General features: G+C 70.1%; 22 protein-coding genes. 7 read left to right on the forward strand and 15 right to left on the reverse strand.

The genetic code is table 11. The features are described 5' to 3' along the window. Positions 1-29: 29 nt before the first annotated feature. From M1P99_RS15680 to M1P99_RS15695, 4 genes are read right to left on the reverse strand one after another with little or no spacing between them, the layout of a single operon-like run. The gene (locus M1P99_RS15680; RefSeq protein WP_304453366.1) at positions 30-1,523 is read right to left on the reverse strand and encodes a polysaccharide pyruvyl transferase family protein; all 1,494 of its coding nucleotides are present in this window, start codon (positions 1,521-1,523) and stop codon (positions 30-32) included. Between the two features lie 56 nt (positions 1,524-1,579). Then, a complete protein-coding gene (locus M1P99_RS15685) occupies positions 1,580-4,297 on the reverse strand; it encodes a CDP-glycerol glycerophosphotransferase family protein (protein WP_304453367.1) in 2,718 nt (905 codons plus the stop codon). A 40-nt stretch (positions 4,298-4,337) separates the two neighbouring features. After that, the gene (locus M1P99_RS15690) at positions 4,338-6,326 is read right to left on the reverse strand and encodes a glycerophosphotransferase (protein WP_304453368.1); all 1,989 of its coding nucleotides are present in this window, start codon (positions 6,324-6,326) and stop codon (positions 4,338-4,340) included. Further along, a complete protein-coding gene (locus M1P99_RS15695) occupies positions 6,323-7,783 on the reverse strand; it encodes a bifunctional cytidylyltransferase/SDR family oxidoreductase (protein ID WP_304455706.1) in 1,461 nt (486 codons plus the stop codon). Before M1P99_RS15695 ends, M1P99_RS15690 begins: the two co-directional genes overlap by 4 nt. 691 nt (positions 7,784-8,474) lie before the next feature. On the opposite strand from M1P99_RS15695, the gene M1P99_RS15700 reads away from it, so the two are divergent. Together M1P99_RS15700 and M1P99_RS15705 are read left to right on the forward strand one after the other, a co-directional pair. Next, positions 8,475-8,648, forward strand: coding sequence for a hypothetical protein (locus tag M1P99_RS15700; RefSeq protein ID WP_304453369.1), 174 nt, complete (start codon positions 8,475-8,477; stop codon positions 8,646-8,648). After that, positions 8,645-8,932: a hypothetical protein gene (locus M1P99_RS15705; RefSeq protein ID WP_304453370.1), complete on the forward strand. Its 288-nt coding sequence runs from the start codon at positions 8,645-8,647 to the stop codon at positions 8,930-8,932. The genes M1P99_RS15700 and M1P99_RS15705 overlap by 4 nt, the downstream gene beginning before the upstream one ends. Positions 8,933-9,016: 84 nt before the next feature. On the opposite strand, the gene M1P99_RS15710 is transcribed toward M1P99_RS15705, so the two are convergent. The 6 genes from M1P99_RS15710 to M1P99_RS15735 form a co-directional block, all read right to left on the reverse strand. Further along, positions 9,017-10,558 (reverse strand): NCS1 family nucleobase:cation symporter-1, encoded by a 1,542-nt coding sequence (locus M1P99_RS15710; RefSeq protein ID WP_304453371.1) that lies wholly within the window; start codon positions 10,556-10,558, stop codon positions 9,017-9,019. Between the two features lie 100 nt (positions 10,559-10,658). After that, complete coding sequence (locus M1P99_RS15715) at positions 10,659-11,669, reverse strand: TIGR03842 family LLM class F420-dependent oxidoreductase (protein WP_304453372.1); 1,011 nt, start codon at positions 11,667-11,669, stop codon at positions 10,659-10,661. A 14-nt stretch (positions 11,670-11,683) separates the two neighbouring features. After that, positions 11,684-13,090 (reverse strand): dihydropyrimidinase, encoded by a 1,407-nt coding sequence (gene hydA, locus M1P99_RS15720; protein WP_304453373.1) that lies wholly within the window; start codon positions 13,088-13,090, stop codon positions 11,684-11,686. A gap of 11 nt (positions 13,091-13,101) precedes the next feature. Further along, on the reverse strand, positions 13,102-13,944 hold the full coding sequence (locus tag M1P99_RS15725) for a nitrilase-related carbon-nitrogen hydrolase (protein WP_304453374.1): 843 nt from the start codon (positions 13,942-13,944) through the stop codon (positions 13,102-13,104). A gap of 334 nt (positions 13,945-14,278) precedes the next feature. After that, a complete protein-coding gene (locus M1P99_RS15730; protein ID WP_304453375.1) occupies positions 14,279-14,830 on the reverse strand; it encodes a hypothetical protein in 552 nt (183 codons plus the stop codon). Between the two features lie 77 nt (positions 14,831-14,907). Continuing rightward, the gene (locus tag M1P99_RS15735; protein ID WP_304453376.1) at positions 14,908-15,888 is read right to left on the reverse strand and encodes a hypothetical protein; all 981 of its coding nucleotides are present in this window, start codon (positions 15,886-15,888) and stop codon (positions 14,908-14,910) included. Between the two features lie 173 nt (positions 15,889-16,061). On the opposite strand from M1P99_RS15735, the gene M1P99_RS15740 reads away from it, so the two are divergent. Beyond that, complete coding sequence (locus tag M1P99_RS15740) at positions 16,062-16,541, forward strand: flavodoxin family protein (protein WP_304453377.1); 480 nt, start codon at positions 16,062-16,064, stop codon at positions 16,539-16,541. 78 nt (positions 16,542-16,619) lie between these two features. Here the strand turns inward: M1P99_RS15740 and M1P99_RS15745 are convergent, their stop codons facing one another. The 4 genes from M1P99_RS15745 to M1P99_RS15760 form a co-directional block, all read right to left on the reverse strand. After that, positions 16,620-17,795 (reverse strand): methyltransferase domain-containing protein, encoded by a 1,176-nt coding sequence (locus tag M1P99_RS15745; RefSeq protein ID WP_304453378.1) that lies wholly within the window; start codon positions 17,793-17,795, stop codon positions 16,620-16,622. Between the two features lie 292 nt (positions 17,796-18,087). After that, on the reverse strand, positions 18,088-18,642 hold the full coding sequence (locus M1P99_RS15750; protein ID WP_304455707.1) for a GntR family transcriptional regulator: 555 nt from the start codon (positions 18,640-18,642) through the stop codon (positions 18,088-18,090). A 64-nt stretch (positions 18,643-18,706) separates the two neighbouring features. Further along, positions 18,707-18,907, reverse strand: a complete 201-nt coding sequence (locus M1P99_RS15755) for a DUF397 domain-containing protein (RefSeq protein ID WP_304453379.1) — start codon at positions 18,905-18,907, stop codon at positions 18,707-18,709. A 12-nt stretch (positions 18,908-18,919) separates the two neighbouring features. Continuing rightward, the gene (locus tag M1P99_RS15760) at positions 18,920-19,759 is read right to left on the reverse strand and encodes a helix-turn-helix transcriptional regulator (RefSeq protein ID WP_304453380.1); all 840 of its coding nucleotides are present in this window, start codon (positions 19,757-19,759) and stop codon (positions 18,920-18,922) included. A 170-nt stretch (positions 19,760-19,929) separates the two neighbouring features. Here M1P99_RS15760 and M1P99_RS15765 point away from each other — a divergent pair, with 170 nt between their 5' ends. From M1P99_RS15765 to M1P99_RS15775, 3 genes are read left to right on the forward strand one after another with little or no spacing between them, the layout of a single operon-like run. Next, on the forward strand, positions 19,930-20,451 hold the full coding sequence (locus tag M1P99_RS15765; RefSeq protein WP_304453381.1) for a hypothetical protein: 522 nt from the start codon (positions 19,930-19,932) through the stop codon (positions 20,449-20,451). Beyond that, positions 20,451-20,729 (forward strand): hypothetical protein, encoded by a 279-nt coding sequence (locus M1P99_RS15770; protein ID WP_304453382.1) that lies wholly within the window; start codon positions 20,451-20,453, stop codon positions 20,727-20,729. The genes M1P99_RS15765 and M1P99_RS15770 overlap by 1 nt, the downstream gene beginning before the upstream one ends. Continuing rightward, on the forward strand, positions 20,726-21,073 hold the full coding sequence (locus M1P99_RS15775) for a hypothetical protein (protein ID WP_304453383.1): 348 nt from the start codon (positions 20,726-20,728) through the stop codon (positions 21,071-21,073). The genes M1P99_RS15770 and M1P99_RS15775 overlap by 4 nt, the downstream gene beginning before the upstream one ends. Before the next feature lie 86 nt (positions 21,074-21,159). On the opposite strand, the gene M1P99_RS15780 is transcribed toward M1P99_RS15775, so the two are convergent. Next, positions 21,160-22,536, reverse strand: a complete 1,377-nt coding sequence (locus tag M1P99_RS15780) for an aspartate aminotransferase family protein (protein WP_304453384.1) — start codon at positions 22,534-22,536, stop codon at positions 21,160-21,162. A 254-nt stretch (positions 22,537-22,790) separates the two neighbouring features. Here M1P99_RS15780 and M1P99_RS15785 point away from each other — a divergent pair, with 254 nt between their 5' ends. Beyond that, positions 22,791-24,239 carry a gamma-aminobutyraldehyde dehydrogenase gene (locus M1P99_RS15785; protein WP_304453385.1) on the forward strand — a complete coding sequence of 483 codons (1,449 nt, stop codon included), beginning with the start codon at positions 22,791-22,793 and terminating at the stop codon, positions 24,237-24,239. The last annotated feature ends 67 nt before the right edge of the window (positions 24,240-24,306 follow it).

The raw sequence follows: 24,306 nt of genomic DNA on the forward strand, positions 1-24,306 counted from the left end.
GCTGTCTTCGCCCGGCTCCCCGGCCCGGGTCAGCGACGCAGGCCGAGGCGGCGCAACACGCGTCCCGCGAGTCGGCGCAGCCGCAGGTAGGGCGTCGACCGCACCTGCGCCTCCAGTCTCTCCAGACGCTTGGCGGTGCGCTCCACGGACTTCACGAGCCCGGCCGTCTCCTTCGCCTTCTTCTCCAGTGCGCTCACCTTCGAGGACAGCTCCCGCACGCGCTTGTCCGAAGCCGCCTGCCTGGCCTTGGCCTGTGCGTTGGCCTGCCGGAGCCACGCCAGCCGGTACCCCAGGCCGCCGTCGTCATCCCCCCGCCAGGAGCCCACGCCCGCGTGGAGGTCCACCCGCTTGAGCTCGCTCTCGAAGGCCTCGCCGCCGTCGCCCCCGGGTCGGTGCACGTGGTCGAGGCCGTGCCGGTCCATGAAGGACACCAGGCGGTCGAAGCGCTCACCGTGCCCGGCGGACATGGCGGAGAAGTCCGCCTCCTCGTACAGCCGGGCGGGCAGCCCGGCCAGGTCGGTCTCGTCGGCCAGGTCGGAGACCAGGCGATGGGGGATCTCGAAGTAGCGGCACAGCTCCAGGGTGCGCGAGTCGTGGCAGAGCACGACGGCGGGCGTTCCCGCCAGCAGCGCGGCGATGTTGCCGTGGATGCGCGTGCCGAAGGCGAAGTCGCGCTCCCGCAGGGCGTCGATCCACGTCGAGGAGTCGTAGTACAGCCGCGTCAGCTCCTGGCGCAGCAGCGGATGGGTCCGCGTCAGCGGGGCCTCGGACGAGGTCCCGGCCGCCTCCGACACGTCGCCCCAGTACAGCAGCTCCAGGTCCTGGAGCTCCTGCGCCATGTAGAGCAGGTCGGGGTGCCGCTCCAGAGCGGCGTCCACCAGCCGGTTGATCAGGCCCTCGCCGATCACGCTGCCGGGGATGTTGCCGGAGTCGTAGGAGACGTTGACGGCGAGCCTGGCGGACGCCTCCAGGGTGTCCGTGCCCCGGTCCACGCGCAGCTCGCGCCCGTGCATGAACATCGACGGGCAGCCGATGACCTCCACGTCGGAGTAGCCCAGCCCCTTGAGGTACTGCTCGGTGAACTCGCCGCGCACCCCGATGGAGGGGGAGCGCTCCAGAACCGCCGAGCAGAACCGCCGCACCTGCGCCTCGATCGGGGCGAGATGGTCGGTGCCGTAGTCCGTTCCGGCCTGCCCGCCGACCCCGAAGACGACCACGGGCACGCGCAGCTTCTCGATCAGCGCGCTCAGGTCGTCCAGGTGCCGGGTGAACGAGGGGCGGAAGGCGTTGGCCAGTGGCACGACGAACGCGTCGTACTCGTCGTTGATCCGGTCCGCGTCGGAGGGGTCGACCCGGTAGCGGTTCGGGACGATCTCCGTGCCCGGCGTCGCCAGCATCTTGTGCACGGCGTCGCTGAACAGCAGGTTCCCGGTGTTCGTGGCGATCAGGTTCTGCTGAATGACCTGCTCCGGCGGAACCGGGTCGAACGGGCTCCGGCCGGATCTGAGGAGAATACGGGGCATGGGGCGGCCAATCTCGCTGACTGGGAGGGGATGGACGGACGACGGGGGCGTCCCCGTCACTCCGGTGTGCCGAGCATGCGGTCGACGACCCGCTTGGTGGCCAGACCGTCCGAGGGCGAGCAGAAGTCCCGGACGAACGCCTCATACTGGTCGCGGTAGCGCTCGTGCACGTCGTCGGCGTCCCGGATCGCCTTGACCAGTTCCTCGGAGGTCTTGATCAGCGGTCCGGGCGCGCGCGAGGACAGATCGAAGTAGAACCCGCGCAGGGTGTCCCGGTAGTGCTCCAGGTCGTAGGTGAAGAACAGCATGGGCCGGCCCGAGTGGGCGAAGTCGAAGAACACCGACGAGTAGTCCGTGATCAGCACGTCCGTGATCAGATACAGGTCGGCGATGTCGGGGTACTTCGACACGTCCCAGACGAAGCCCTGGCCCGCGCCCGGGATGCTGTCCACCACCTTGGGGTGCTTGCGGAACAGCAGCACGTGGTCCTCGGCGAGTTCCCGCCGCGCGGCCTCCAGGTCGATCCGCAGGTCCAGCTTGAACCGGCTGCCGTCATAGCGCTGGTCGTCGCGCCAGGTGGGCGCGTACAGCACCACCTTCCTGCCCTCCGGGATGCCCAACAGCTCGCGGGTCCTCCGCGCCCGCTCCTCGCGGTCCGGCGCGTGGAACACGTCGTTGCGGGGGTAGCCCGACTCTAGGATCTCCGATTCGCAGCGGAAGGCCCGGCGCATGATCGGCGTGGTGAACGCGTTCGGCGACACGAAGAAGTCCCACTGCCGGGACCGCTCCGGCAGGCTGGCGATGTAGGCGCGGTTGGCCTTGGGCGTGCCCAGCAGGTCCGCGCCGATCTTCTTGAGCGGGGTTCCGTGCCAGGTCTGGGCGATCACCTGGCCCTCCCGCCGCACGAACCAGTCGCCGATCCCCACGTTGGTCACCACGTACCGGCTCCGGGCGAGCGCGGCGTACCACTCGCGGCTGCGCCACTCCACCGGCGTGACCCCCGGCGGCAGAGGCACCTGCTGGTCGTTCACCGACCACAGGTGCTCGACGTCCAGACCTCGGCGCACGAGCTCCTCGTGGATGGCGCGGGGCGAGTCCGAGTACTGCTTGCCCCCGAAGCTGTTGTAGAAGACGGCCTCGCGCAGGGGCAGGGCCCGCTGCTCCTCCAGGAACTCCTCACGGATCCGCCGCTGCCGGTAGGCGCCCCGCTCGTCCTCGGCCAGCGGGTTGCCCGACCGCAGGAACACGCGGTCGTGGAAGCGGCGGTCCACGGTGAACGTCCGTCCGCCGCCGTCGTGCTTGAGCGGGAGCCGCTCCACCAGGTCCGGCCTCAGCTTCACCGGGATGTCGGCGGCGTTGTCCCACTCCCGCGCGCCGCGCAGGGTGAGGTACCAGCGGCCCTTGCGCAGCGGAAGCGGGTCGCCGTAGAAGTCGATCCCCTCCGGGTCGATCTCGGCGCGGAACCGGCCGTCGGCGATCGTGACGGGGACGGTGGCCTCCTCGAACCGCTCGCCGTGCCGCAGGACCAGCACGCGCTCGCCGTCGGGGCCGGTGTAGGCGCCGGTCAGGACCAGGGTGCCGTCCCGCCACTCCAGGCCGTCCACGACGGGCTGGCGCAGCCGGTCGTGCGCGACCAGGGTCTGCGTGGCACTGACGCCCACGGCTATCTCCCTGGCCTCCCCGAACGGGTACGCCCGGGCGAGGACGCCCGGGGCGACGACGATCTCGGTCCGGGACTCACCGGAGACCGCGTGCACGCGCAGCTCACGCGTGTCGTCGGAATCGGCCACCGCCAGGTCCGCCAGCGGCACTGACACCGAGCGCACCCCGGCTCCAGTGCCCTCCAACGGGTACTCGCGCTCCACGGTCGCGTCGCCCTTGCCGTGCTCGACCACCAGCCGGTCCGCGCCCGGCGCGCGCAGCTCCAGGGACAGGATCCCGTCACGCAACGCGTGCCCGGTCAGCTCGGCGGTGACCGGCTCGATCGAGAACTCCAGCCGCTTCCTGCGGAACGCGCTCACCCAGCGGGTGGACTCGTCCAGGCGGCGGGCGTGCGCGTGCCCGCTCGTGCCCACCTCGCCCGGGGGCAGGCCGTCGCGGCGCAGCCGGCCCGCGCCCCACACGCCCAGGGTGAGGGACCAGGTCCCGGGTTCCCAGGACGCGCCGGAGCGCAGCTTGTCCGGATCGACGAAGAACTCGAACCCGGACCAGTCGTAGCAGTGCAGGGCCTGCTTGGACTCGGACGTGGCGCGCGGTTCCCGTCGCGGGGTCAGGCGGACCGCGATCCGCCGCCGCGATTCCGTGTGCGTGAGCCAGGCCAGCCCGGGCACCCTCGGCCGCGACTCCACGGGGACGTTGCGGACGTAGGCGTATCCGCGCACGCGCAGGCGCCCCTCCACCCACGTCAGGTCCGTCAGCCGCGCGTCCAGCGGCAGCTCCCGCTGCTGGAGCCGGTGGATCTCCCTGGGCAGGGAGGAGGTGGCCACACCGGGCACCTCGATGCGCGGGGACAGCCGGCCGCGCACCAGGTGCGCCTGCGGGTTGTCCCGCTCGTAGCGGATGACCGCCTGCAGCTCCTCCAACCGGTGCTCCTTGGCCAACCAGAGCTTGACCCTGGCCAGCGGTTCGAACCCCGACAGGTCACCGGGTGCCGACGAGCCCAGGAGGTCGTCCGCCGCGGCGAGGAAGGCCTCGCGTTCGTCGGCCTCCGACTCGGGCAGGTAGCGCATGAGGCGCTGGAGGTCGTCTGGCACCGTGCGCTTGGCTGCGGGCATGTCGTGCGGGTGTCCTTCCGGAATGAGTGCGAGAACGGGATCAGACGGTGGCGGTGCCGGTCTCGGAGGTGACCGCGTGGACCGCGCGGACCTGGGCGTCGGCCCTCGCGTACAGGTCGTCGACGGCCGCGGCGAAGCGCACCTGGGAGGGCTCCGTGCTCGGGCCGAGCAGGTAGGTTCTGAGCTCCACGCGCTCGTCCGACAGGGGGTCGGGCCCCGCGTCGCGGACGGCGGCCAGAGCGGTGTCCAGGCCCTCGCCGTCCGGCAGGAGCATGTAGGCCGCCGCCGAGGTCGGGTGCCGGGTCTGGAACTCGTCGTGCGGGATCCCCTCGCAGTTGGCGATGGCGTAGGGCTTCTCGGTGGCGACGAAGTCCGCGACGACGCTGGAGATGTCGCTGATCAGCAGGTCCGCCTGGTTGAAGCAGGAGTACAGCGTCGGCCGGGGTCCCTGGATGACCAGGTGCTCCTCGTCGGCCCGGCCGTCCCAGTACACGCGGTGCCACTCGGTGGACAGCGCCTGGAGGTCGGCCACCGCGGTGGGGGCCGACCTCCCCTCCTCCCGCGAGTTGTGCGCCTCGTCCGTCGAACCGTTGTCGGTGTCGAAGTCGGCCAGGCGCCGCTCCAGCTCCGCCAGCGGGCGCGGGTCCGGCGCGGTGCGCGCCGCACCGCGGTTGGCGGCCTCGATCATGTCCACGATCCGCTTGTGCGCCCCGCGGGCCGCGGCCGAGCGCATGCCGGTGAAGGGGTGGGGCTTGTACAGGACCCGCACGGGCGGGTCGGCGGCCAGCAGCCGGGCGACGAGCGCGGGTCCGGCGTCGATCAGCGACGTGTTGCCGGGCTCGTCGGTCCATCCCTCCCAGGTGGGCGCGTAGAGCACCGTGCGCACGGAGCCCGGCGCGGTGTCGGTGCGGATCTCGTCCAACTGGGGTCGGCCGACCTCCACGATCTCGTCGAGGCGGACGCCGACCTGGGCGCGGTCGTAGCGGTCCCGGCCGGCGCGGCCGGCGGTCCAGACCTCGTCGTAGGCCTTGCTGAACGGGTTGATGCTGGCGACCTTGTCGCTGTCGCCGTGCCCGACGAACACGTGCCGCATCATCGGATTGCGCAGCATGTGGATGTTCTTGCCGGTGTTGGCCGGGTACAGGGCCACGCGGGCGGGTCCGAAGTCCAGCGCCATCAGGTCCGTGGCGGCCGGCACGCACAGCACGGGGAGCCGGGTCGGCGCGAGCTGGGCGGCGATGGTGCGCTCGCGCAGCACGATCACGACGCGCCGCTCCAGGCGGTCGAGCACGTCCAGCCACATGTTCACCTGGTAGGCGGAGTCGGCCGAGCCGGAGAAGTAGAGCACGACCTCGGGCCGGTAGGCGTCCAGCCAGGACTGCGCGAAGCGCATCACCTCCGCCTGCCCGGGGATGGCGAGCGCTCGGCGCAGGTGCCAGCCGACCAGGACCAGCGCCAGGACCGTGACGAGCAGCGACACGGCGGCACCCGTGGTGACGGGCCACAGCCGGCCCGTGGCCACGTGGGCGACGGCGCCCACCACCAGGAAGATGTCCAGCGGCAGCAGGCGGGTCATGGGCTCGCGGACGAGCGGCATGGGCGGGCTGTCGGGGATGCGCAGTGGCGTCAGGTCGATGTTGCGGGTGACGACCGGCAGCTTGCGCCGGGTGCGCAGCAGGCGCGCGGCGACACCGCAGACGAGCTGGAGGCCGAAGAGCGCGAGGAAGACCAGCAGCACCAGGCCGATGCCCGTGGAGGTCACGGTCGGCGTGGTGATCAGCAGGCCCAGCGCCATGAGCTGGCGTAGGAGGGTGCGCGGCGTGATGCCCAGGCGGATCTGCTGGATGAGCTTGGACAGGTTCGGGAAGCGGTGCAGGAGCAGCGCGTCCATCGCGTAGCTGCCGAAGGCGCCCACAAGGAAGATCCACCACAGGCCGGTGATCACACCGGCGAGCATCACGAGATAGGACAGGGCGAGCAGGCCAGTGCCGATGACGGTCTCGCGGTTGGCGTGTTCACGCAGTGTCACTGGGCGGGCTCCCTCACCGAACGGGCGCTCTCGGTCGCGGGGGCGGGCATCTCCTCGCGGCGGACGTCCACGACGTGGCCGGTGAGGTCGGACAACAGGACGTCCACGGAGGTGCGGGCGACCTTGTCGGCGCTGAGCAGACTGCCGGCGGGCTCCTCGCCGAAGGCCTTGCTGCGCATCGGTGTCTGGGTGCGCTCGGGGTTGATGCAGTTGATCCGGACGCCGTCCTCGGACCACTCGTCGGCCAGGGCCTGCGTGAGGTTGACCGTCGCGGCCTTGGTGGACGAGTAGAGGCTGTACTCGCCGCGTCCGCGCGTGTAGGAGCTGGAGGTGTACAGCAGTAGCTGGCCCTTGCTCTGCGCGAGGTAGGGGAAGGCGGCGCGGGCGATGTTGACCGGGGCCAGGTAGTTGACGCGCAGGGTCTCCTCGACCGTGGCGTCGTCGGTCTGGTCCAGGCGGCCGATGCGCAGCACGCCGGCGGTGTTGACGACGAAGTCGATGCGGCCGGTGGCGGAGTGCGCCTGCTCCAGGGCGGCGGCCACGTCCGCGGGGTTGGCGACGTTGGTGCGGGTGGCGCTGCGCGAGTAGCGGAAGACGCGGGCGCCGTGCTTCTCCGCGAGGTCGGCCACGCCCGCGCCGATGCCGTAGCTGCCGCCGAAGACGACCACGGTCGCGCCGGAGAGCCGCGCGGTGTAGTCCTCGTCGGTGAACTCCGGGGTGCCCGCCGAGGAGAGCTGGAAGAGCTTGTCCGCGATGAAGATGTCGACCGGCTGGGTGACCTTCATGTTCTGCTCCTCGCCGGCCACCACGTGGATGGGGACGTCGGGGGAGTAGCGCAGGACCACGCTGCAGTCGTCGGTCGCCTGGAAGTCCGGGTCGTTCCAGGCCTTGGCGTAGGCGTCGCGGATGGTCGAGAGCCGGAAGGCCTGCGGCGTCTGGCCGCGGCGCAGCCGGGACCGGTCGGGGACGTCGGTGATGACGTCCGCGTCGACCTCGATGATGGTGTCCGAGGACGGGATGGCCACGTCGACGGCGCCGTAGGTCTCCAGCGCGGTGATGCAGTCGGCGACGACCCGCTGCGAGAGCATCGGCCGGACCGCGTCGTGGAAGAGGACGTTGGTCGTCTCCGCGGGCAGGTGTCCGAGGGCGTCGAGGGCCAGTTGGGTGGTGGCGTTGCGTGAGGTGCCGCCGGGCAGGACACGCGTCACCTTCGCGAGTCCGGCCTTCTTCACGACGGCCTCGGCGTCGGAGACGAAGCCCGGGTTCATCATCACCAGGACCTCGTCCACGCCGGGGGCGTGCTCGAAGATGGCCAGCGTGTGTTCCAGGATCGTCTTTCCGGCGATCTTGAGCAGTTGCTTGGGTGTCGCGAGCCCGATGCGCTGGCCGCTTCCTCCGGCGAGGACGACCGCGACGTTGCGGGTCGACGGCTGTGTAGCCGGACGCTGGTTTTTCACAGGCAAGTTCGTCTCCTGATCGCGACGGGCCCAGAGAAGACCTCGTGCGGGGCCGGGGCATGAACGTCCCGGACGGGTATGGATGGTGGGACGGGCGGGGCGTGGGGCACTCCCGCGCGGATGCGTCGGCGTCTCCGGCGAATTCGCCTAATGGCCCTGTCCGTGTCCGTATGACGCATCTGTTACTTATCTGGTTTACCCGATGTTCAGGACCCGTTGGCCGATCCTCATTCCGAGTGTGCGCTTTGCTCGCGCTCTTCGGAGCGTGTGGAGTGACGTTATTCACCCTGGTCACGCGCGTCACATCAGGTCGGCGCGCAGCGGACACGCGGATTCTCGGTGACCTTGTGTGTTCACGTATATGTCCTTAGTTCATGCGTGTGTGCATTCATAAAATCTGCATAAGCTCGATGCGTTGTATGAAACGGATAAAGATTGTTCTAAGGTCGCTACCGATAACGCCTCTACGCTGCGAAGAAGCCCCGGACGGTTCGCGAGGACGCCGCCCCGCGCGCTGTCGCCCCTGTGGCCGGTACCGGCCACAGGGGCGACAGCGCGCGGGGCACGCCTTGTGCGGGCCTCTGGGGCTGGGTACCGTCCTGATGCCGTCGCACGCCGTGCGAACGGATCCTTGTCGATCCTCGGCGCGCGAAGAACCTCCACCGGGTACCGGCCGTCGGGAGGCTGAGGAGTGGAGAGCGCTTTCTACGTCCTGGTCACCGTGGTCATGGTGGCGTTCCTGCTGCACGTGGTCGCCCAACGCAGAGGGAGGGCACCGCGGCGCGCGGTCACGGGCGCGCTCGCCGTCCTACTCGTGGGCCTTCTCGTCGTTGACTTCCTGATGATCCTCGGAGTGTTCGGTTGAGACTCGACGCGCTCTGCGGCTTGGCGGTGTACGCCACGCTCGCCGCCCACCCGCACGGCTCCTATGCCGGCTCCGGGCTGGGGTTCCAGCTCGCGCTGGCTGTGGTCATGGCGGGCCTCGCGGCCATCTGCCTGGTGATGGTGCTCTCCGGGGTGCGGAAACCACCGGTGGTGCCGGCGGGCCCCTCGTGGTTCGCGGTGGGGTACCAGGCGTTCGTCCTCGTGCTCGGCGCGGTGTGCCTGTACGGCCTGCTGCTGCGTGCCCGGGCCGCTCACGGCACATGACGGGCGGCCAGTGGGCTCCGGCCGGTCGCGCGCACAGGAGCCCCGGCCGATCGGGGCGATCGGCCGGGGCTCGGGTGGGTCGGGTCAGACGCGCTGCCGTCGCCGGTCGGGGAGGGCCAGGCTCAGGGCCCAGTAGACGACCAGCGCCGACAGGAAGCCCACCGCCCAGCCGTAGTCGGCCAGCGGGGACAGGAACGGGATGAGACCCGCCTCCGGGAAGGGCCCGGCGCCCGGGGCGGAGTGCGAGCCGCCCACCGCCAGGATCGCGCCCACCGCGAACGCCGCCAGGGCCCGCCAGTTCCAGCCGCCCGTGTACCAGTACGCCGCGTCGCGCGTGTACAGCGCGTTCAGGTCCATCCGGGTGCGGCGCAGCAGCCAGTAGTCCGCGATGAGGATGCCGCCGACGGTTCCCAGGATCCCGCCCACGGTGCCCAGCCACGTGAAGATGTAGATGTTCGGGTCCGAGATCAGCCGCCACGGGAAGATCGCGACGCTCACCAGGCTCGTGATGATCGCGCCGGTCCGGAAGCTGATCAGCCTCGGCTTCAGGTTGGCCAGGTCGTAGGCCGGGCCCACCAGGTTCGCGGCGATGTTCGTGGACACCGTCGCCAGCAGCACCACGAAGGTCGCGAACAGCAGCGCGATCCCGTTGTCCATCTGCGCGACGATCTCCACCGGGTCCCACAGCGTCTCGCCGTACACCGCCTGCGTCCCCGCGCTCACCATGACCGCCAGCAGCGCGAACGCCGCCATCGTGGTCGGCAGGCCGAACGTCTGGCCCAGCACCTGCGCGCGCTGCGTGGACGCGAAGCGCGTGAAGTCGCTGATGTTCAGGCTCAGGGTCGCCCAGAAGCCGATCATCGCCATCAGGGACGGGAAGAACAGCGCCCAGAACTCCGGGCCCCAGCCCAGGTCCGAGTTGACCGCGAACAGCGGCGCGAAGCCGCCCGCCTGGACCACCATCCACGCCAGCAGGGCGACGCCGCCCACCAGCATGAGCGGGGCGGCCCACACCTGCACCTTGCGGACGCCCTCCATGCCCCACAGGATGATCGCCAGCTGGGCCAGCCAGAACAGGCCGAACGACAGCCACATGGTCCACGGCTGCCCGCCGACCACGGCCGCCTCGCTCCAGCCCGTGCCGAATACGCGCCCGAGCAGGATGAACACGCCCTGGCCGCCGATCCACGTCTGGATGCCGTACCAGCCGCACGCGACCGCGCCGCGCAGCAGCGCGGGCAGGTTCGCGCCCCGCAGCCCGAAGGACGCCCGGGCGAAGATCGGATACGGGATGCCGTACCGCGCGCCGGCGTGACCGGTCAGGACCATCGGCACCAGCACGATGAGGTTGCCCAGGGCGATGGTCAGGACCGCCTGGCGCCAGTCCATCCCCACCGCGACCAGGCCGCCGGCCAGCGTCCAGGCCGGGATGTTGACCGACATGCTGATCCACAGGGCGGTGAAGCTGCCCGTGCCCCAGGTGCGCTGGGACATCGGCACCGGGTGCAGGTCGGAGTTGACGTAGGGGCCGGGCGGCAGGGTGGCGCCCTCGGGGAGGGAGACCCGACCGTCGGGGTGTGTGACGGGCGCTGTACCGGGTTCGGGGGAGGGAGGGGCGTGAGTCACGTGACACCTGGTTTCGGTGGTGCTGATGGGGGATCGGCCGGGCGCGCACCTGCCCGGCCCTGACCAGGACAGTGTGCGCGCCCGTTGTTGACTCGGTGTTTCAGGTGAGGCCCGGGATGATCTCGCTGCCGTAGGCGTCGATGACCCCGTCGACGTCGTCGTGCATGGCGTAGACGGCGAACTGGTCGACTCCGGCCTCGCGCAGCCGCTCCAGCTTCTTCCTGTGCTCGTCCACCGTGCCCAGCAGGCAGAACCGGTCGACGATGGGGTCGGGCACGAACGCGGTGTCCGGGTTGTCGGCCCGGCCGTGGTGGCTGTAGTCGTACCCCTCGCGGGCGCGGATGTAGTCCGTCAGCTCCTCCGGGACGGCGCCGGAGTGCTCCCCGTAGCGCGACACCAGGTCGGCCACGTGGTTGCCCACCATCCCGCCGAACCACCGGCACTGGTCGCGGGCGTGCGCCAGTGCCTCCGGCGACCCGTCGGTGACGTACGCGGGCGCCGCCACGCACACCTTCACCTCGTCGGGGTCGCGGCCCGCGTCGGCCGCCGCCGCGCGCACCGCCTTGACCATCCACTCGGTCAGGTACGGGTCGGCCAGCTGCAGGATGAACCCGTCGGCCTGGCGGCCCACCAGGGCCAGCGCCTTGGGCCCGTAGGCGCCCATCCACACCGGCAGGGCGCCGTCCTTCACCCAGGGGATGCGCATGGCGGCGCCGTCGACGTCCGCCTCCCGGCCCTCCGCGAGGTCCTTGATGGCGTGCATGGCCCTGCTCAGCCGGTCCAGGGTGGCGGGCTTGCGGCCCGCCACGCGCATCGCCGAGTCGCCGCGGCCGATGCCGCACACCGTCCGGTTGCCGTACATGTCGTTGAGCGTGGCGAACAGGGAGGCCGTGACCTCCCAGGTGCGCGTGCTCGGGTTGGTCACCATGGGGCCGACGACCAGGTCGCGGGTGCGCTCCAGGACGCGGCTGTAGATGACGAAGGGCTCCTGCCAGAGCACGACCGAGTCGAACGTCCACCCGTGGGTGAACCCGAGCCGGTCGGCGCGCTCCATCCGCTCCACCAGCAGGTCGGCGGGCGGGTCGGTCTGTAGGACGAGTCCGATGTCCACGCTGTGCTTCCTCCTCAGACCAGGTACTGGCAGGTGGACCTGGGCACGAACCGGCCGTGTCCGGCCTCGCCCAGGTAGGCGCCGTCGTCCACGACGACCCGTCCGCGCGAGAGCACCGTGCGCGCGCGGCCGGTGAGGCGCTTGCCCTCGTAGGCGGAGTAGTCCACGTTCATGTGGTGCGTCTCGGCCGAGACGACCTGCTCGGCCGCGGGGTCGTAGACGACCAGGTCGGCGTCGGCGCCCGGTGCGACGGTGCCCTTCCTCGGGTAGAGGCCGAACATGCGCGCCGGGGTGGCGCAGGCGATCTCGATCCACCGCCGCCGGCTGATGTGCCCGTCCACCACGGCCTGGTGCAGCAGGTCCATCCGGTTCTCCACGCCGGGCATGCCGTTGGGGATCTTGGAGAAGTCGCCCCGGCCCATCTCCTTCTGGCCGCTGAAGCAGAACGGGCAGTGGTCAGTGGAGACCACGGACAGGTCGTTGGTGCGCAGCGCACGCCAGAGGTGTTCCTGGTGCTCCTTGGGGCGCAGCGGCGTGGAGCACACGTACTTGGCGCCCTCGAAGTCCGGCTCGGCCAGGTTGTCGGTCGACAGGAACAGGTACTGGGGACAGGTCTCACCGAAGACGTTGAGCCCCTTGTCGCGGGCCCGCGACAGCTCCTCCACCGCCTCGTTCGCCGACACGTGCACGACGTAGAGCGGGGCGCCCGCCACGCGCGCGAGCTGGATGGCGCGGTGGGTGGCCTCGGACTCCAGCAGGGCCTTGCGGACCTCGCCGTGGTACCGGGGGTCGGTGCGGCCCTCGGCCAGGGCCTGTTCGACCAGCACGTCGATGGCGATGCCGTTCTCCGCGTGCATCATGGTCAGCGCGCCGTTGGCGGCGCCGCGCTGCATGGCCCGCAGGATCTGGCCGTCGTCGCTGTAGAAGACACCCGGATAGGCCATGAACAGCTTGAACGAGGTGATGCCCTCGTCCACCAGGACGTCCATCTCCTTGAGCGAGGACTCGTTGACGTCGCTGAGGATGGCGTGGAAGGAGTAGTCGACGGCGCACTTCCCGTCGGCCTTGGCCATCCACGCGTTCACGCCGTCCCGCACGGCCTGGCCGGGGCGCTGGATGGCGAAGTCGACGATCGTGGTGGTGCCGCCCCACGCGGCGGCACGGGTGCCGGTCTCGAAGGTGTCGGCGGAGTGGGTGCCTCCGAAGGGCATCTCCATGTGCGTGTGCGCGTCCACCCCGCCGGGGATGACGTAGTGCCCGGCGGCGTCGATGACGTCGGCGCCGCTGTCGGCCCAGGTGCGCGCGGTCTCGCTGCCGCGCAGGGCCAGGGCCGCGACCTTGCCGTCCTCGACCAGGACGTCGGCCTCGACCTCCTCCGCCGCGGTGACGACCAGGCCGCCGCTGATGACGGTTCGTGCCATGTGCGTGCCCCCTATCCCTCGACCAGCGGCCCGTAGGCGTCCGGGCGGCGGTCGCGGTAGAACGCCCACTGCTGGCGTACCTCGTCGATCAGGTCGAAGTCGAGGTCGCGGACCACGAGTTCGGCGGCGGTGTCCGAGGCGACCTCGCCGACGAACTGCCCGCGCGGGTCGACGAAGTAGCTGGTGCCGTAGAAGTCGTTGTCGCCGTACTCCTCCACGCCCACGCGGTTGATGGCGGCGACGTAGTAGGCGTTGGCGACCGCGGAGGCGGGCTGTTCGAGCTGCCAGAGGTAGCGGGACAGGCCGCGGTGGGTGGCGGAGGGGTTGTACACGAGCTGGGCCCCGGCCAGGCCGAGCGCGCGCCACCCCTCGGGGAAGTGGCGGTCGTAGCAGATGTAGACGCCGATCCGGCCGACGGCCGTGTCGAAGACCGGCCAGCCGAGGTTGCCGGGGCGGAAGTAGAACTTCTCCCAGAAGCCCTTGACCTGCGGGATGTGGTGCTTGCGGTACTTGCCGAGATAGGTGCCGTCGGCGTCGATGACGGCGGCGGTGTTGTAGTAGAAGCCCGGCTTCTCGATCTCGAAGACCGGCAGGACCATCACCATGCCCAGTTCGCGGGCCAGCGCGCTGAAACGGGTGATGGTGGGGCCGTCGGGGACCGACTCGGCCCAGCGGTAGTGCTCGGCCTCCTGTACCTGGCAGAAGTAGGGCGCGTTGAAGACTTCCTGGAATCCGATCACTTTCGCGCCCTGCGCGGCGGCGTCGCGAGCGTATTTCTCGTGCGCCGCGATCATGGATTCGGTGTCGCCGGTCCACTCGGTCTGGACGAGCGCGGCACGGACGGTGTGCGGCATGGTTCCCTCGCTCCTCGGTGAGCGCCTGTTCGCACTGGTCGTGCGAGTAGGTGGTGCGCGTCCCGGAACACTAGGGAAGGGAGGAATGGCGGGTCAATGACCGGCGTTCCCGCGTCCGTGCTACAACCGGGTTACCCAATTTCGTGATCGTGCCGAAGAGTGACGCAATGTCCCTTGTGGGGCAGGTGGAATTCAGAGGAAACGACAGGTTTGAGGCCCTCATCCGTGCTGAATTTCATGTATCCGCACAGGTCGCCGGCCTGATTTCGGCCCGTCCGTGCCTGTACGGGCGCGGACGGGGCGCCCACGCGGCGTCACGGTTCGAGGTCGACGGTCACCGTGAGGTCGGGGTCGGCCCGGGGGTGATCGTCATGTGGGTGATGTCGGTGTCCGGTGCGTCGTAGACGAGCGGCATGTCCCGGAGCTCACGCGCGTTGACGGTGCCGTACTCGGTGCTGTCGTCGAAGCGGAAGTCGGAGTCGATCAGGGCGGCCGCCCCGGCTTCGGCCGAGGGTGTGTACGCCGTGCCGCCGCTGTACAGGAGGAATTCGGGCGTGTCCACGGCGAGTTCGACAGGGATTTCGTTGATGACCCTGAGGACGACGAGCACGAAGGCGCCGTGCTGGTCCGGCCGGGCGTACTGGAGGGCGTCGCCGATCGCGGGGACGCCGGTGTGGACGGCCCTGATCGTGTAGTGCACGTTCTGGATCTCGAAGGACTCGCCCACGTCGAACGTGCCGCCGCGGTCGTCGTCGATCACCACGAGGACGAAGGCGACGACCACCGCCACGACCGTGAGCACGCTCAGGAATCCGCACCCCAGGCCGATCCAGAGCCAGGGGGACTTCTTGCGGGGAGGCTGGGGGACGGGCCCGGGATTGTGCATGTCGTCTTTCTCGCAAGTGGAGGGCCGCCGGGCGTCCCGGCGGCCCTCGGGGGCTGCTGCTTCCGTCGGGTGACGGGTCAGTTCAGGTCGAACTCGACCTCGTTGCCGCCGTAGGTCTCGGCGCTCAGGCCGATGGAGACCAGGTCGTCGGCGTCGGGCACGTCGAAGACGATGGCGGTTTCGAGCGGGCTGCCCGGAGTCAGCGTCTTGCTCATGGTGTCCATCGCGCCCGTGGCGTCGTAGTCCTCCTCGATCGCCTCGCCGCTGCTGGTGTACACGTGCTGCTCGTCGCGCCAGAACGACTCGGAGGAGTCCGCGGCCTCGACCTCGAGCCACAGGACGATGTACTCCCCGCGGGGGGTGAAGGTCTCGCCGGCGATGTCGAGTTCGGTGTAGGGGCCCTCGATCTCCAGCGGGGTGAAGATGATGCCCTCGTGCTCGACGGACTCGCCGAGCGTGCCACCGCTGGGGCCGCTGGGGGTGGTGCCGTCGGTGTCTGTGTCCGTGTCGGGGCCGCTGGAGGTTCCGGAGTCACCGGTGGAGCTGCTCGGCGCGTCGTTGCTGTTGGCGACGAAGACGATGATGACGACCAGGACGATGCCGATGATGAACAGGCCACCGCAGCCGAGGCCCACGAACAGCCATGGCGAGGTCTTCTTGGGCTGGGCGGGCTGTGGGCCGCCCGGGTACGGGGCGCCGTAGGGGTCGCCGCCGGGGGGCATACCTCCCGGCGGCATTTCGCCCGTGCCGTAGCCGTAGGGATCGCCCGGCCCGCCCGGCCCGCCGGGGCCGCCGGGACCGCCGTAGCCCTGGCCGTACGGGTCACCGGGGCCGCCGGGACCGCCGTAGCCCTGGCCGTACGGGTCACCGGGGCCGCCGGGGCCGCCGGGTCCCTGGCCGTACGGGTCACCGGGACCACCCGGACCGGGGCCGTACGGGTCGCCTCCGGGCGGCATGCCGCCCGGAGGGCCCATCGGGGGCTGTCCGCCGGTGGGCGGGCCCTGTGGGGGCATTCCGGACGGAGGACCCCCGTAGGGGCCGTTGGGAGGCTGACTCATGGTGGTCCTTGGCTTTCTGCTGCGAGCTGGGCGGGCCTGCCCCCGTGCGCTGGGGGAGGTGCTCGGGGACTGGTCCGGCCGAGTCGCCCGCGAACAGCGGCTGTTGGTCTCTGGTGGTTCTGACGCCGACGGAGCCGCACAGGTTCCGGCGACGTACTGCCTAGTGTGGGGGTATGGCACGACTGCTCATCGTTCACCACACTGTCTCGCCCGCCACCCAGGAGATGCTGGTGGCGGTGATGGACGGTGCCGGAACCGACGATATCGAAGGGGTGGAGGTCCAGGCCAAGGCGGCCCTGGCCGCGACCGTGGGCGATCTGCTCGCGGCCGACGCCGTCCTTCTGGGGACGCCCGCCAACATCGGGTACATGTCCGGCGCCCTGAAGCACTTCTTCGACTCTGTCTACTATCCCGCGATGGGTGATACGAACGGAATGCCGTATTCGCTCTACGTTCACGGTGACAACGACACCTCCGGTGCCGTGCGCGCCGTGGAGTCGATCACCAAGGGGATGGGCTGGCGGCGGCACCGGCCACCGGTGGCGGTGACCGGGCGGCCGGGCAACGCCGATCGCGAGGCCTGCTGGGAGCTGGGCGCGGTCACGGCCCTCGCGGCGCTGGAGCACGCCGAGGAGCGTTCGGTCCGGGAATGACGTCCGACCCCGTCGTCACTCCACGCCTCCGGCGGCCCCCGCCGGGGGCGACCGCGTGCGGTGCGTCGCCGTCCCCGCTCAGGACCTCACGGCGTTCCCGGGCTCGTCCAGCCACACCTGTTGGCCGCTCGGAGCGACCGTCAACCCGAACCGCTCACGGTCGGGACGACCCGCCCGAAACCACCAGGCCACCGCGACTTCGACCTCATCCCACAGGCTGCGAGGGCCCGCCTGCTCGACCCGGTGCCCGTCGACGCGCGGCGCGTAATCGACTGACGCCCACGAACCCTTCGTGTCGTACAGCCACAGCGTGGCCTCGCCGGAGTCATCTTCAGCGTCGAACCATGCCCTGCACAGACGTGGCACCGTCGCACCGACGGTGAACTCGACGCCGCTGCCGCGCTCGACCACCACGTGCGGATCCACGCCGGTCCGGGATGTCCGCACGGGGGCGTCGAAGTCAATGAAATCCGACCACAGGCCCTTCGCGGTGCGCTGGTCGCGCAGCCACATGAACGGGGCGTCTCCGGTGGGTCGTCCGGTCGCCACGCCGTCTTGCCGCACCTCCAGGCGCAGCAGCACGGTGGTCATGAAGTCGTTGCCCCAAGGGGCGACGATCATCCCGCCAGGCCGGGTCTGGTCCACCCAGGCGTAGGGGATCTGTTTGGCTGCGACGGTCGCCAGCACCCTGTCGAAGGGAGCCTCCGAGGGGACGCCCCGTGCTCCGTCTCCGCATACGACGGTCGGCTTCCACCCGGCCGCGCGCAAGGAGGTGCGGCCCTGTTCGGCCAGGACCGCGTCCACCTCGACAGTGGTCACGTACTCGGCCCCGAGCCGGGCGCACAACAGCGCAGCGTTGTACCCGGTGGCGGTGCCGATCTCCAGCACCCGGGTTCCGGCGGTGACTTCCAGGGCTTCCAGCATCCGCGCGACGAGAGATGGCTGGGAGATGGAACTGGTCGGGTAGCGGCCCCGGCCGTCGTCGCCGGCCGGAGCGCCGTCGTCCACCTGTGTGGGGAGTGCGAAGTCGGCGTAGGCGTTCTCCCACCAGTACGGATCACTGCGACCGACGGGGATCATCCATCCGTCGCCACGCGCTCCGTCCCGGACCCAGATGGGGTCGGGTACGAACAGGTGGCGGGGCGTCCGGAGAAAGGCGTCCCGCCACCGGTCGTCCATGAGCGCCCCTACCCGCTGGAGATGATCGACCAGAGCGGTGAGGCGCTCATCGGCGTCGAAGTCGGGGGGAACCACTACTTGTCGTCACCCGACTTGCCGCCGTGCGGGCTGGGCTGTTGCCCATCCTGCTGCCACTTCGGATCGTCCTTCTGGTCCTCGCTGTCCGGCTTTCCGTGGCTGCCCACTCTGTTCTCCTCAGGGCCGGGGCCGTCGTTACGACGACAGTAACCGTGCGGAGTCCTTCCGTCACTGGGATGGCCGGAAGTGGACCAGGGCGCGTAGGCCCCCCTGTTCGGGGAAGAGCCGACCGGTGCTCCCTGCGCTGCGTACCTCAGATGGTTGCGCCACGTATGGGCAGGTGCGTGGGTCAGAACTGGTCGGTGCCGACCGCCTGTCCGATCGGGAAGACGTGCCGGGTGGCGGCGCAGATCGTCTCCAAAGCGTGGACGGGGACATCTTCGGTGGAGACACCGACGCGGAGGACCTGCACGACCCACTCGCCGGGGATGTCGAGCAGGTCCGCTTCGTAGGGGGTGGCGGGGCGGCACGACAGGGTCTCGGTCGCGTGGCCGAACCGGTGGCCGAGATCTTCGATCGCGGCCTGGAGGGTGGGCAGGACGAAGCCCTGGCCGTCGAGCCGGGTGTTCTCGGCGACATCGGTGCGGAAGTAGCTCGTGGAGATGCGCACGGGAACGCCGTTGGCCCAGAACATCTTGCGCCGTGCGACGACGTTCTCGCCGGGCTCGACCCGGAGCCCGGCTGCGACGTGTTCGTTGGCGGGCTCCTGGCCGACGAACAGCATCTTGCGCTCGGGAGTGAGGCCCTGTTGGGCGGCCTCGGTCAGGTACAGGCTCTTGGAGCCGCGAGTGGCGGGTGGTGTCGGCAGGGATCGCTGAACGAGGACTCGTGGGTGGGCGGACACGTGCTCCAACGGTGCTCCTTCACTCGGGCCCGCCCGGTACGGGCCTTGCACCCGTTCGTACCCCTCAGCCGAGTCCGGCTCTCCGACTCCTCAAGGTGCTCAGCAGCGAGGCCCACTCCCTGGCGCGGAACTCCAGGTGGCCTGTCTCCCGGTTCTTCGTGTCGCGCACCGCGGCGCCACCGGGCAGGTCGGCGATCTCGACACAGTTGTCGCCTCGTCCGCTGTACGACGATGTGCGAAAGGTCAGGTGGGCGGATGAATGCATGGTGGTTCCTTGCTAGCTGAGTGATTCCAGGAAACGAACGGATGCTTCCGGGGACTCCGCTTCACTGCAAATGTGGCTGAAGGTGCTGACGTAGTTCTGGATCGTCTCCGGCTGCTCCAGGTAGAGATCCTCCGTCGAGGTCTCTATGTACACCAGCGGCAGGTCAGCGGGATCTGGGAAGTCCAGGATCATGAACGCCCCCTCCATGGCAGCATGCGCGCCCACATCGTCGCGGAGGACCTGGATGTCGATGTTGGGCAGCTCAGCCATGCGAATCAGGTGTTGAACCTGAGCAGCCATGACGTCGGGACCACCGACTCGCTTGCGCAACGCGGCTTCATCGACCACGGCCCAGACATGTGGCGCTTCACTTGACGCCAGGATCTCCTGGCGGCGCATGCGGCCGTCTACCTTTCTTTCGATCTCCGAGTCACTCATGACACGACTGCCACGGAGCACGGCGGCGGCGTAGTCGGCGGTCTGGAACAAGCCCGGAACGAGGAGAGCCTCGAACGTTCGGATCATCGACGCGCCGCTCTCGAAGTCGGCCAGGCCGCCTCGAAGCACGTCCTTGTAGTCCACCCACCAACCTCTGACCCGGGACTCGCGGGCGAGAGAATTCAGGGCTTCGTGCATCTCGGCGGAGAGTTCGTAGAGCTCGGCAAGATCCTTCATGTCACGAACCGAGGGCAGCTTCCACTCGTTGCGTTCCATGCGGCTGAGCTTGCCCGAAGCCCATCCGAGCTGCTTGTTGACGCTCTCGATCTTCAGGTTGCGCTCCTCGCGCATGTGCCGAAGCAGAGCGGAGAGCCGCCTCCGCCTCGCGCTGGGGCTGTACCTGCTGTCGGCCACCCTGTGTCACCTCCTGGCTCGCCTGATCATAGGCCAGCAAAGGGAAACCCGACATATCACCCACTTGTGATTTGCATATTGCGATTCCCATAGTGTGTATCGCATGATGGCTCTTAGGCAAGCATCCGAGCCGCCCTCCCCCAACGGCATCTACGTTGAGGAGGCGCCCTGTGCGCTACCTGCGTTCTGTGGACCTGGAGGCCGTACGCTCTGCGGCCGCGCGGTCCTTCCACCTGACCCGAGCCCCCGAACCCTCCGACCCCCTCGCCATCCGGGAGAGGACGGCCGAACCCCCTGAGTCGGTCGTGGTGTCCCTGCCGAACACTCCCGGCAGGCGCCCGAGCGCCGACGACGGGTGGGTGCGGCGACCGTTGGCGCCCGTCATCGATCTGTGCGAGCACTACCGGCACCGGGAGCGGCGTCCCGGCCTGCGGGTGGCCGCCTTCCGGGCCTGCTCCTGCGACTGGGTGGAACGGCCCGAGCCGCATCGGCCCAAGCACGCCAGGCGCACGGCCGAGCCGGTCCGAGCACGCAGGCGTCGGGCGTCGCGGGTGCGGTCCTACGTCTCGCACCCGGGCGGGGACCTGGCTCCGCTCGCGTTGGCGGTGCGCTCGTGGATGTCGACGGTCGGGATCCCGGCTCCGGACGGCGGATCGTCCCAGCACGGCCCGGGCCTGGGGGCGGTGGCCTGATGAAGCGCACGATCTGCGATATCCGCGAGCTGCCCTCGCTGGCCGCGTTGAAGGTGTGGGCGGCCGAGAGGCACGTAGCGATCGAGTACCTCGGCCGTTCGCTGCGCGACGAACCCGTCTACGGCGCCCGGCGCGGAGTGGTGACCAGGGTCGCCCGGGGCAGGCGGGAGGGCCCGAGCCGGGTGGTGTGGGTGTGGGAGTCCCCGTTGGAGCACCTCTCGCACGGGGATCTGGGGGAGTGGGGCAACCACCTGAACCGCAAGGGGTGCCGGCCATGACGGACGCCTGCCCCGAGGACCCCTGCCCGCGCTGGTGCGGGGCCGACCACGGTATCGACACCGAGCGCATGCGCCACCTGCGCCTCGTCCGTGATCGGGGTGAGGAGGGGGTGAGCGTGTGGCTCACGAGGTCGGACAGCTGGGCGGGGAAACGGGGGCTGGGCCTGGTGGAGGTGACCGTGTGGGGCCGCCGGGGCGGCTACACGCGAACGTCCCTGGAACCCTCGATGGCGCGGCTGCTGTCCACCCTCGCCGAGCGGTGCGGGCACGCCGACCTGTCCACGGCCCTGGCGGAGGCCGCCGACCTCGTGGAGGCCGTCCCGGATCACGAGCCCGCCCCCTGACCCGGCCGGACGTGCCCGCCCCCCGGAAACGACGGCGCCCCCGTCCAGGAGAGGGACGGGGGCGCCGGGGGGCGGGGGCGGGGGCTCTAGAGCCGGTCCCAGGCCTCGGTGAGGACCTTGCGCAGGATGCGCTCGATCTCGTCGAAGTGCTCGGGCCCGCAGGTCAGCGGCGGCGAGAGCTGCACGACCGGCTCACCGCGGTCGTCGGCGCGGCAGACCAGCCCGGCCTCGAACAGCGCCTGCGACAGGAAGCCCTTGAGCAGCCTCGTGGACTCCTCGGCCGTGAAGACCTCCTTGGTCTCCTTGTCCTTCACCAGCTCGATGCCGTAGAAGAACCCGTCACCGCGGACGTCGCCGACGATCGGCAGGTCCAGCAGCTTCTCCAGGGTGGCCCGGAAGACGGGCGCGTTCTCGCGGACGTTGTCGAGGATGCCCTCGCTCTCGAACAGGTCGAGGTTGGCCAGGGCCGCGGCGGCCGCGACCGGGTGCCCGGCGAAGGTGATCCCGTGCAGGAACGTGCTGCCGGGCTCCTTGAACGGCTCCATCACCTTCTCGCGGGCGATCACACCGCCCAGCGGCACGTAACCGCTGGTGGCGCCCTTGGCGAAGGTGATCATGTCCGGCAGGTAGCCGTACTTGGCGGCGCCGAAGTACTCCCCGAGGCGGCCGAAGGCGCAGATGACCTCGTCGGAGACCATCAGCACGCCGTAGCGGTCACAGATCTCGCGCACCCGCTGCAGGTACCCGGGCGGCGGCGGGAAGCAGCCCCCGGAGTTCTGCACCGGCTCCACGAACACCGCGGCGACGGTGTCCGGGTCGTTCTGCAGGATCGCGTCCTCGATCTGGTCCGCGGCCCAGCGGCCGAAGGCCTCATGGTCGTCGCCGTGGACGGGCGCGCGGTAGAAGTCGGTGTTGGGCACCTGGATGGTGCTGGGCACCAGCGGCTCGAACGGCGTCTTGATCGCCTGGAGGCCGGTGATCGAGAGCGCGCCGAGGCTGCTGCCGTGGTAGGCGATCTTGCGGCTGATCACCTTGTGCCGGGTGGGCTCGCCGATCGCCTTGAAGTACTGGCGCGCGAGCTTCCACGCCGACTCGACGGCCTCGGAACCGCTGGTGGTGAAGAAGACCCGGTTGAGGTCGCCGGGCGCCAGGCCCGCCAGCCGCGCGGCCAGCTCCGCCGCCTTGGGGTGGGCGTAGGTCCAGATCGGGAAGTAGGCCAGCTCCTTGGCCTGCTCCGCGATCGCGTCCGCGATCTCCTCGCGGCCGTGCCCGACCTGCGAGACGAACAGTCCGGACAGGCCGTCCAGGTACTTCCTGCCCTCGGAGTCGTAGACGTGGACGCCCTCACCACGGGTGATGACGGGGACGTCGGCGTCGTCGTAGCCGGCCATCTCCGTGAAGTGCATCCACAGATGGTCCTTGGCGGCCCGCTGGACTTCTTCCGGGCTCAGGTGCGCTGACACTTGGTGCTCCCAGGATCGCTGAGTGGGGCGGGGACCTCGGTCGGGTCGACCCGGGGGACCCGAACGGGGTCCTCTCAACAGAAATAGTCGCATCTTTGGCGTCAGTGTCAAGTATCCGTCGGGAAACTCAATCTTTACAACGGAATCCCTTGAAGTCGTGCGTTGCGCCTGGCAGTGTGACAGTTCACACCGCCAGCACGTCCGCCGTGCCCCGACCAGCGCGTCCACGGCGCGCCCGACCCGCAGGAGCCACTGTGACCCAGGAGTCAGGTACCGAACACCTCCGCAACTTCGTCAACGGGGAGTACGTCGACGCCGCCGACGGGGCACGTGCCGACCTCGTGGACCCCTCGACCGGCAAGGTCTTCGCGACCGCCGCCGTGTCCGGCGCCGAGGACGTCGACCGCGCGTTCAAGGCCGCCCGGAACGCCTTCGAGGGCGGCTGGCGCGACTCCACGCCCGCCGAGCGGCAGATCGCCATGAACAAGTTCGCCGACGCCGTCGAGGAGCGGGCCGACGAACTCGTCGACGCCGAGGTCCGCAACTGCGGCAAGCCGGTGGGCCTGACCAAGAGCGAGGAGATCGGCCAGGTCCTGGACGCCCTGCGCTTCTTCGCGGGCGCCGCGCGCAACCTGGAGGGGCGCGCCGCGGGCGAGTACATGGCCGACCACACCTCGTGGATCCGGCGCGAGCCCCTCGGCGTCGTCGGCCAGATCACCCCGTGGAACTACCCGATGGCCATGGCCGCCTGGAAGATCGGCCCCGCCCTGGCCGCGGGCGACACCATCGTCCTCAAGCCCTCCGACACCACGCCGCTGTCCACGCTCCTGCTCGCGGAGATCGCCTCGGAGTTCTTCCCGGCCGGCGTGTTCAACGTGGTCACCGGCGACCGCGACACCGGCCGCGCCCTGGTGGACCACCCCACGCCCGCGCTGATCTCGCTCACCGGCTCCACGCGCGCCGGGTACGAGGTCGCCCAGGCCGGGTCCAAGGACCTCAAGCGCCTCCACCTGGAGCTGGGCGGCAAGGCCCCCGTCATCGTCTTCGACGACGCCGACGTCGAGAGGGCCGCCGCCGGGATCGCCGACGCCGGCTACTTCAACGCCGGCCAGGACTGCACCGCCGCCACGCGCGTCATCGCGGCCCCCGGTATCCACGACGACCTGGCCGCCGCGCTCGCCGAGCAGGCGCGCGGCACCGTCACCGCCCCGCCGAGCAACCCCGACGCCGCCTACGGCCCGGTCAACAACGCCAACCAGCTGGCGCGGGTCACCGGGTTCCTGGAGCGCACGCCCGACCACGCCGAGGTGCTCGCGGGCGGCCACCGGGTCGGCGACGAGGGCTACTTCTTCGCGCCCACCGTCGTGTCGGGCCTGCGCCAGGGCGACGAGCTGGTGACCGACGAGATCTTCGGCCCGGTCATCACCGTCCAGCGCTTCACCGACGAGGACACCGCCGTATCCTGGGCCAACTCCGTCGAGTACGGCCTGGCCTCCAGCGTGTGGACCAAGGACCATGCCCGCGCGCTGCGCGTCTCCCGCCGCCTGGACTTCGGGTGCGTGTGGATCAACACCCACATCCCCGTCACCGCCGAGATGCCGCACGGCGGCTTCAAGCACTCCGGCTACGGCAAGGACCTGTCGACGTACTCCTTCGAGGAGTACACCCGGATCAAGCACGTCATGAGCTACATCGGTGACTGAGCCGTCGGCACCGGAACCGCCGCCGGACCCGCATCCCCCCGTACCAGGAACGAGAGCTGATAGGAAC

Source organism: Nocardiopsis sp. YSL2 (genome assembly GCF_030555055.1).
Taxonomy (GTDB): Bacteria; Actinomycetota; Actinomycetes; order Streptosporangiales; family Streptosporangiaceae; genus Nocardiopsis.

What these genes read in the sequence shown, in the direction of transcription:
- M1P99_RS15730 (WP_304453375.1), bottom strand. Translation starts at nt 14,830, where the DNA reads ATGCACAATCCCGGGCCCGTCCCCCAGCCTCCCCGCAAGAAGTCCCCC.
- M1P99_RS15685 (WP_304453367.1), bottom strand. Translation starts at nt 4,297, where the DNA reads ATGCCCGCAGCCAAGCGCACGGTGCCAGACGACCTCCAGCGCCTCATG.
- M1P99_RS15680 (WP_304453366.1), bottom strand. Translation starts at nt 1,523, where the DNA reads ATGCCCCGTATTCTCCTCAGATCCGGCCGGAGCCCGTTCGACCCGGTT.
- M1P99_RS15775 (WP_304453383.1), top strand. Translation starts at nt 20,726, where the DNA reads ATGACGGACGCCTGCCCCGAGGACCCCTGCCCGCGCTGGTGCGGGGCC.
- M1P99_RS15725 (WP_304453374.1), bottom strand. Translation starts at nt 13,944, where the DNA reads ATGCCGCACACCGTCCGTGCCGCGCTCGTCCAGACCGAGTGGACCGGC.
- M1P99_RS15770 (WP_304453382.1), top strand. Translation starts at nt 20,451, where the DNA reads ATGAAGCGCACGATCTGCGATATCCGCGAGCTGCCCTCGCTGGCCGCG.
- M1P99_RS15740 (WP_304453377.1), top strand. Translation starts at nt 16,062, where the DNA reads ATGGCACGACTGCTCATCGTTCACCACACTGTCTCGCCCGCCACCCAG.
- M1P99_RS15735 (WP_304453376.1), bottom strand. Translation starts at nt 15,888, where the DNA reads ATGAGTCAGCCTCCCAACGGCCCCTACGGGGGTCCTCCGTCCGGAATG.
- hydA (WP_304453373.1), bottom strand. Translation starts at nt 13,090, where the DNA reads ATGGCACGAACCGTCATCAGCGGCGGCCTGGTCGTCACCGCGGCGGAG.
- M1P99_RS15755 (WP_304453379.1), bottom strand. Translation starts at nt 18,907, where the DNA reads ATGCATTCATCCGCCCACCTGACCTTTCGCACATCGTCGTACAGCGGA.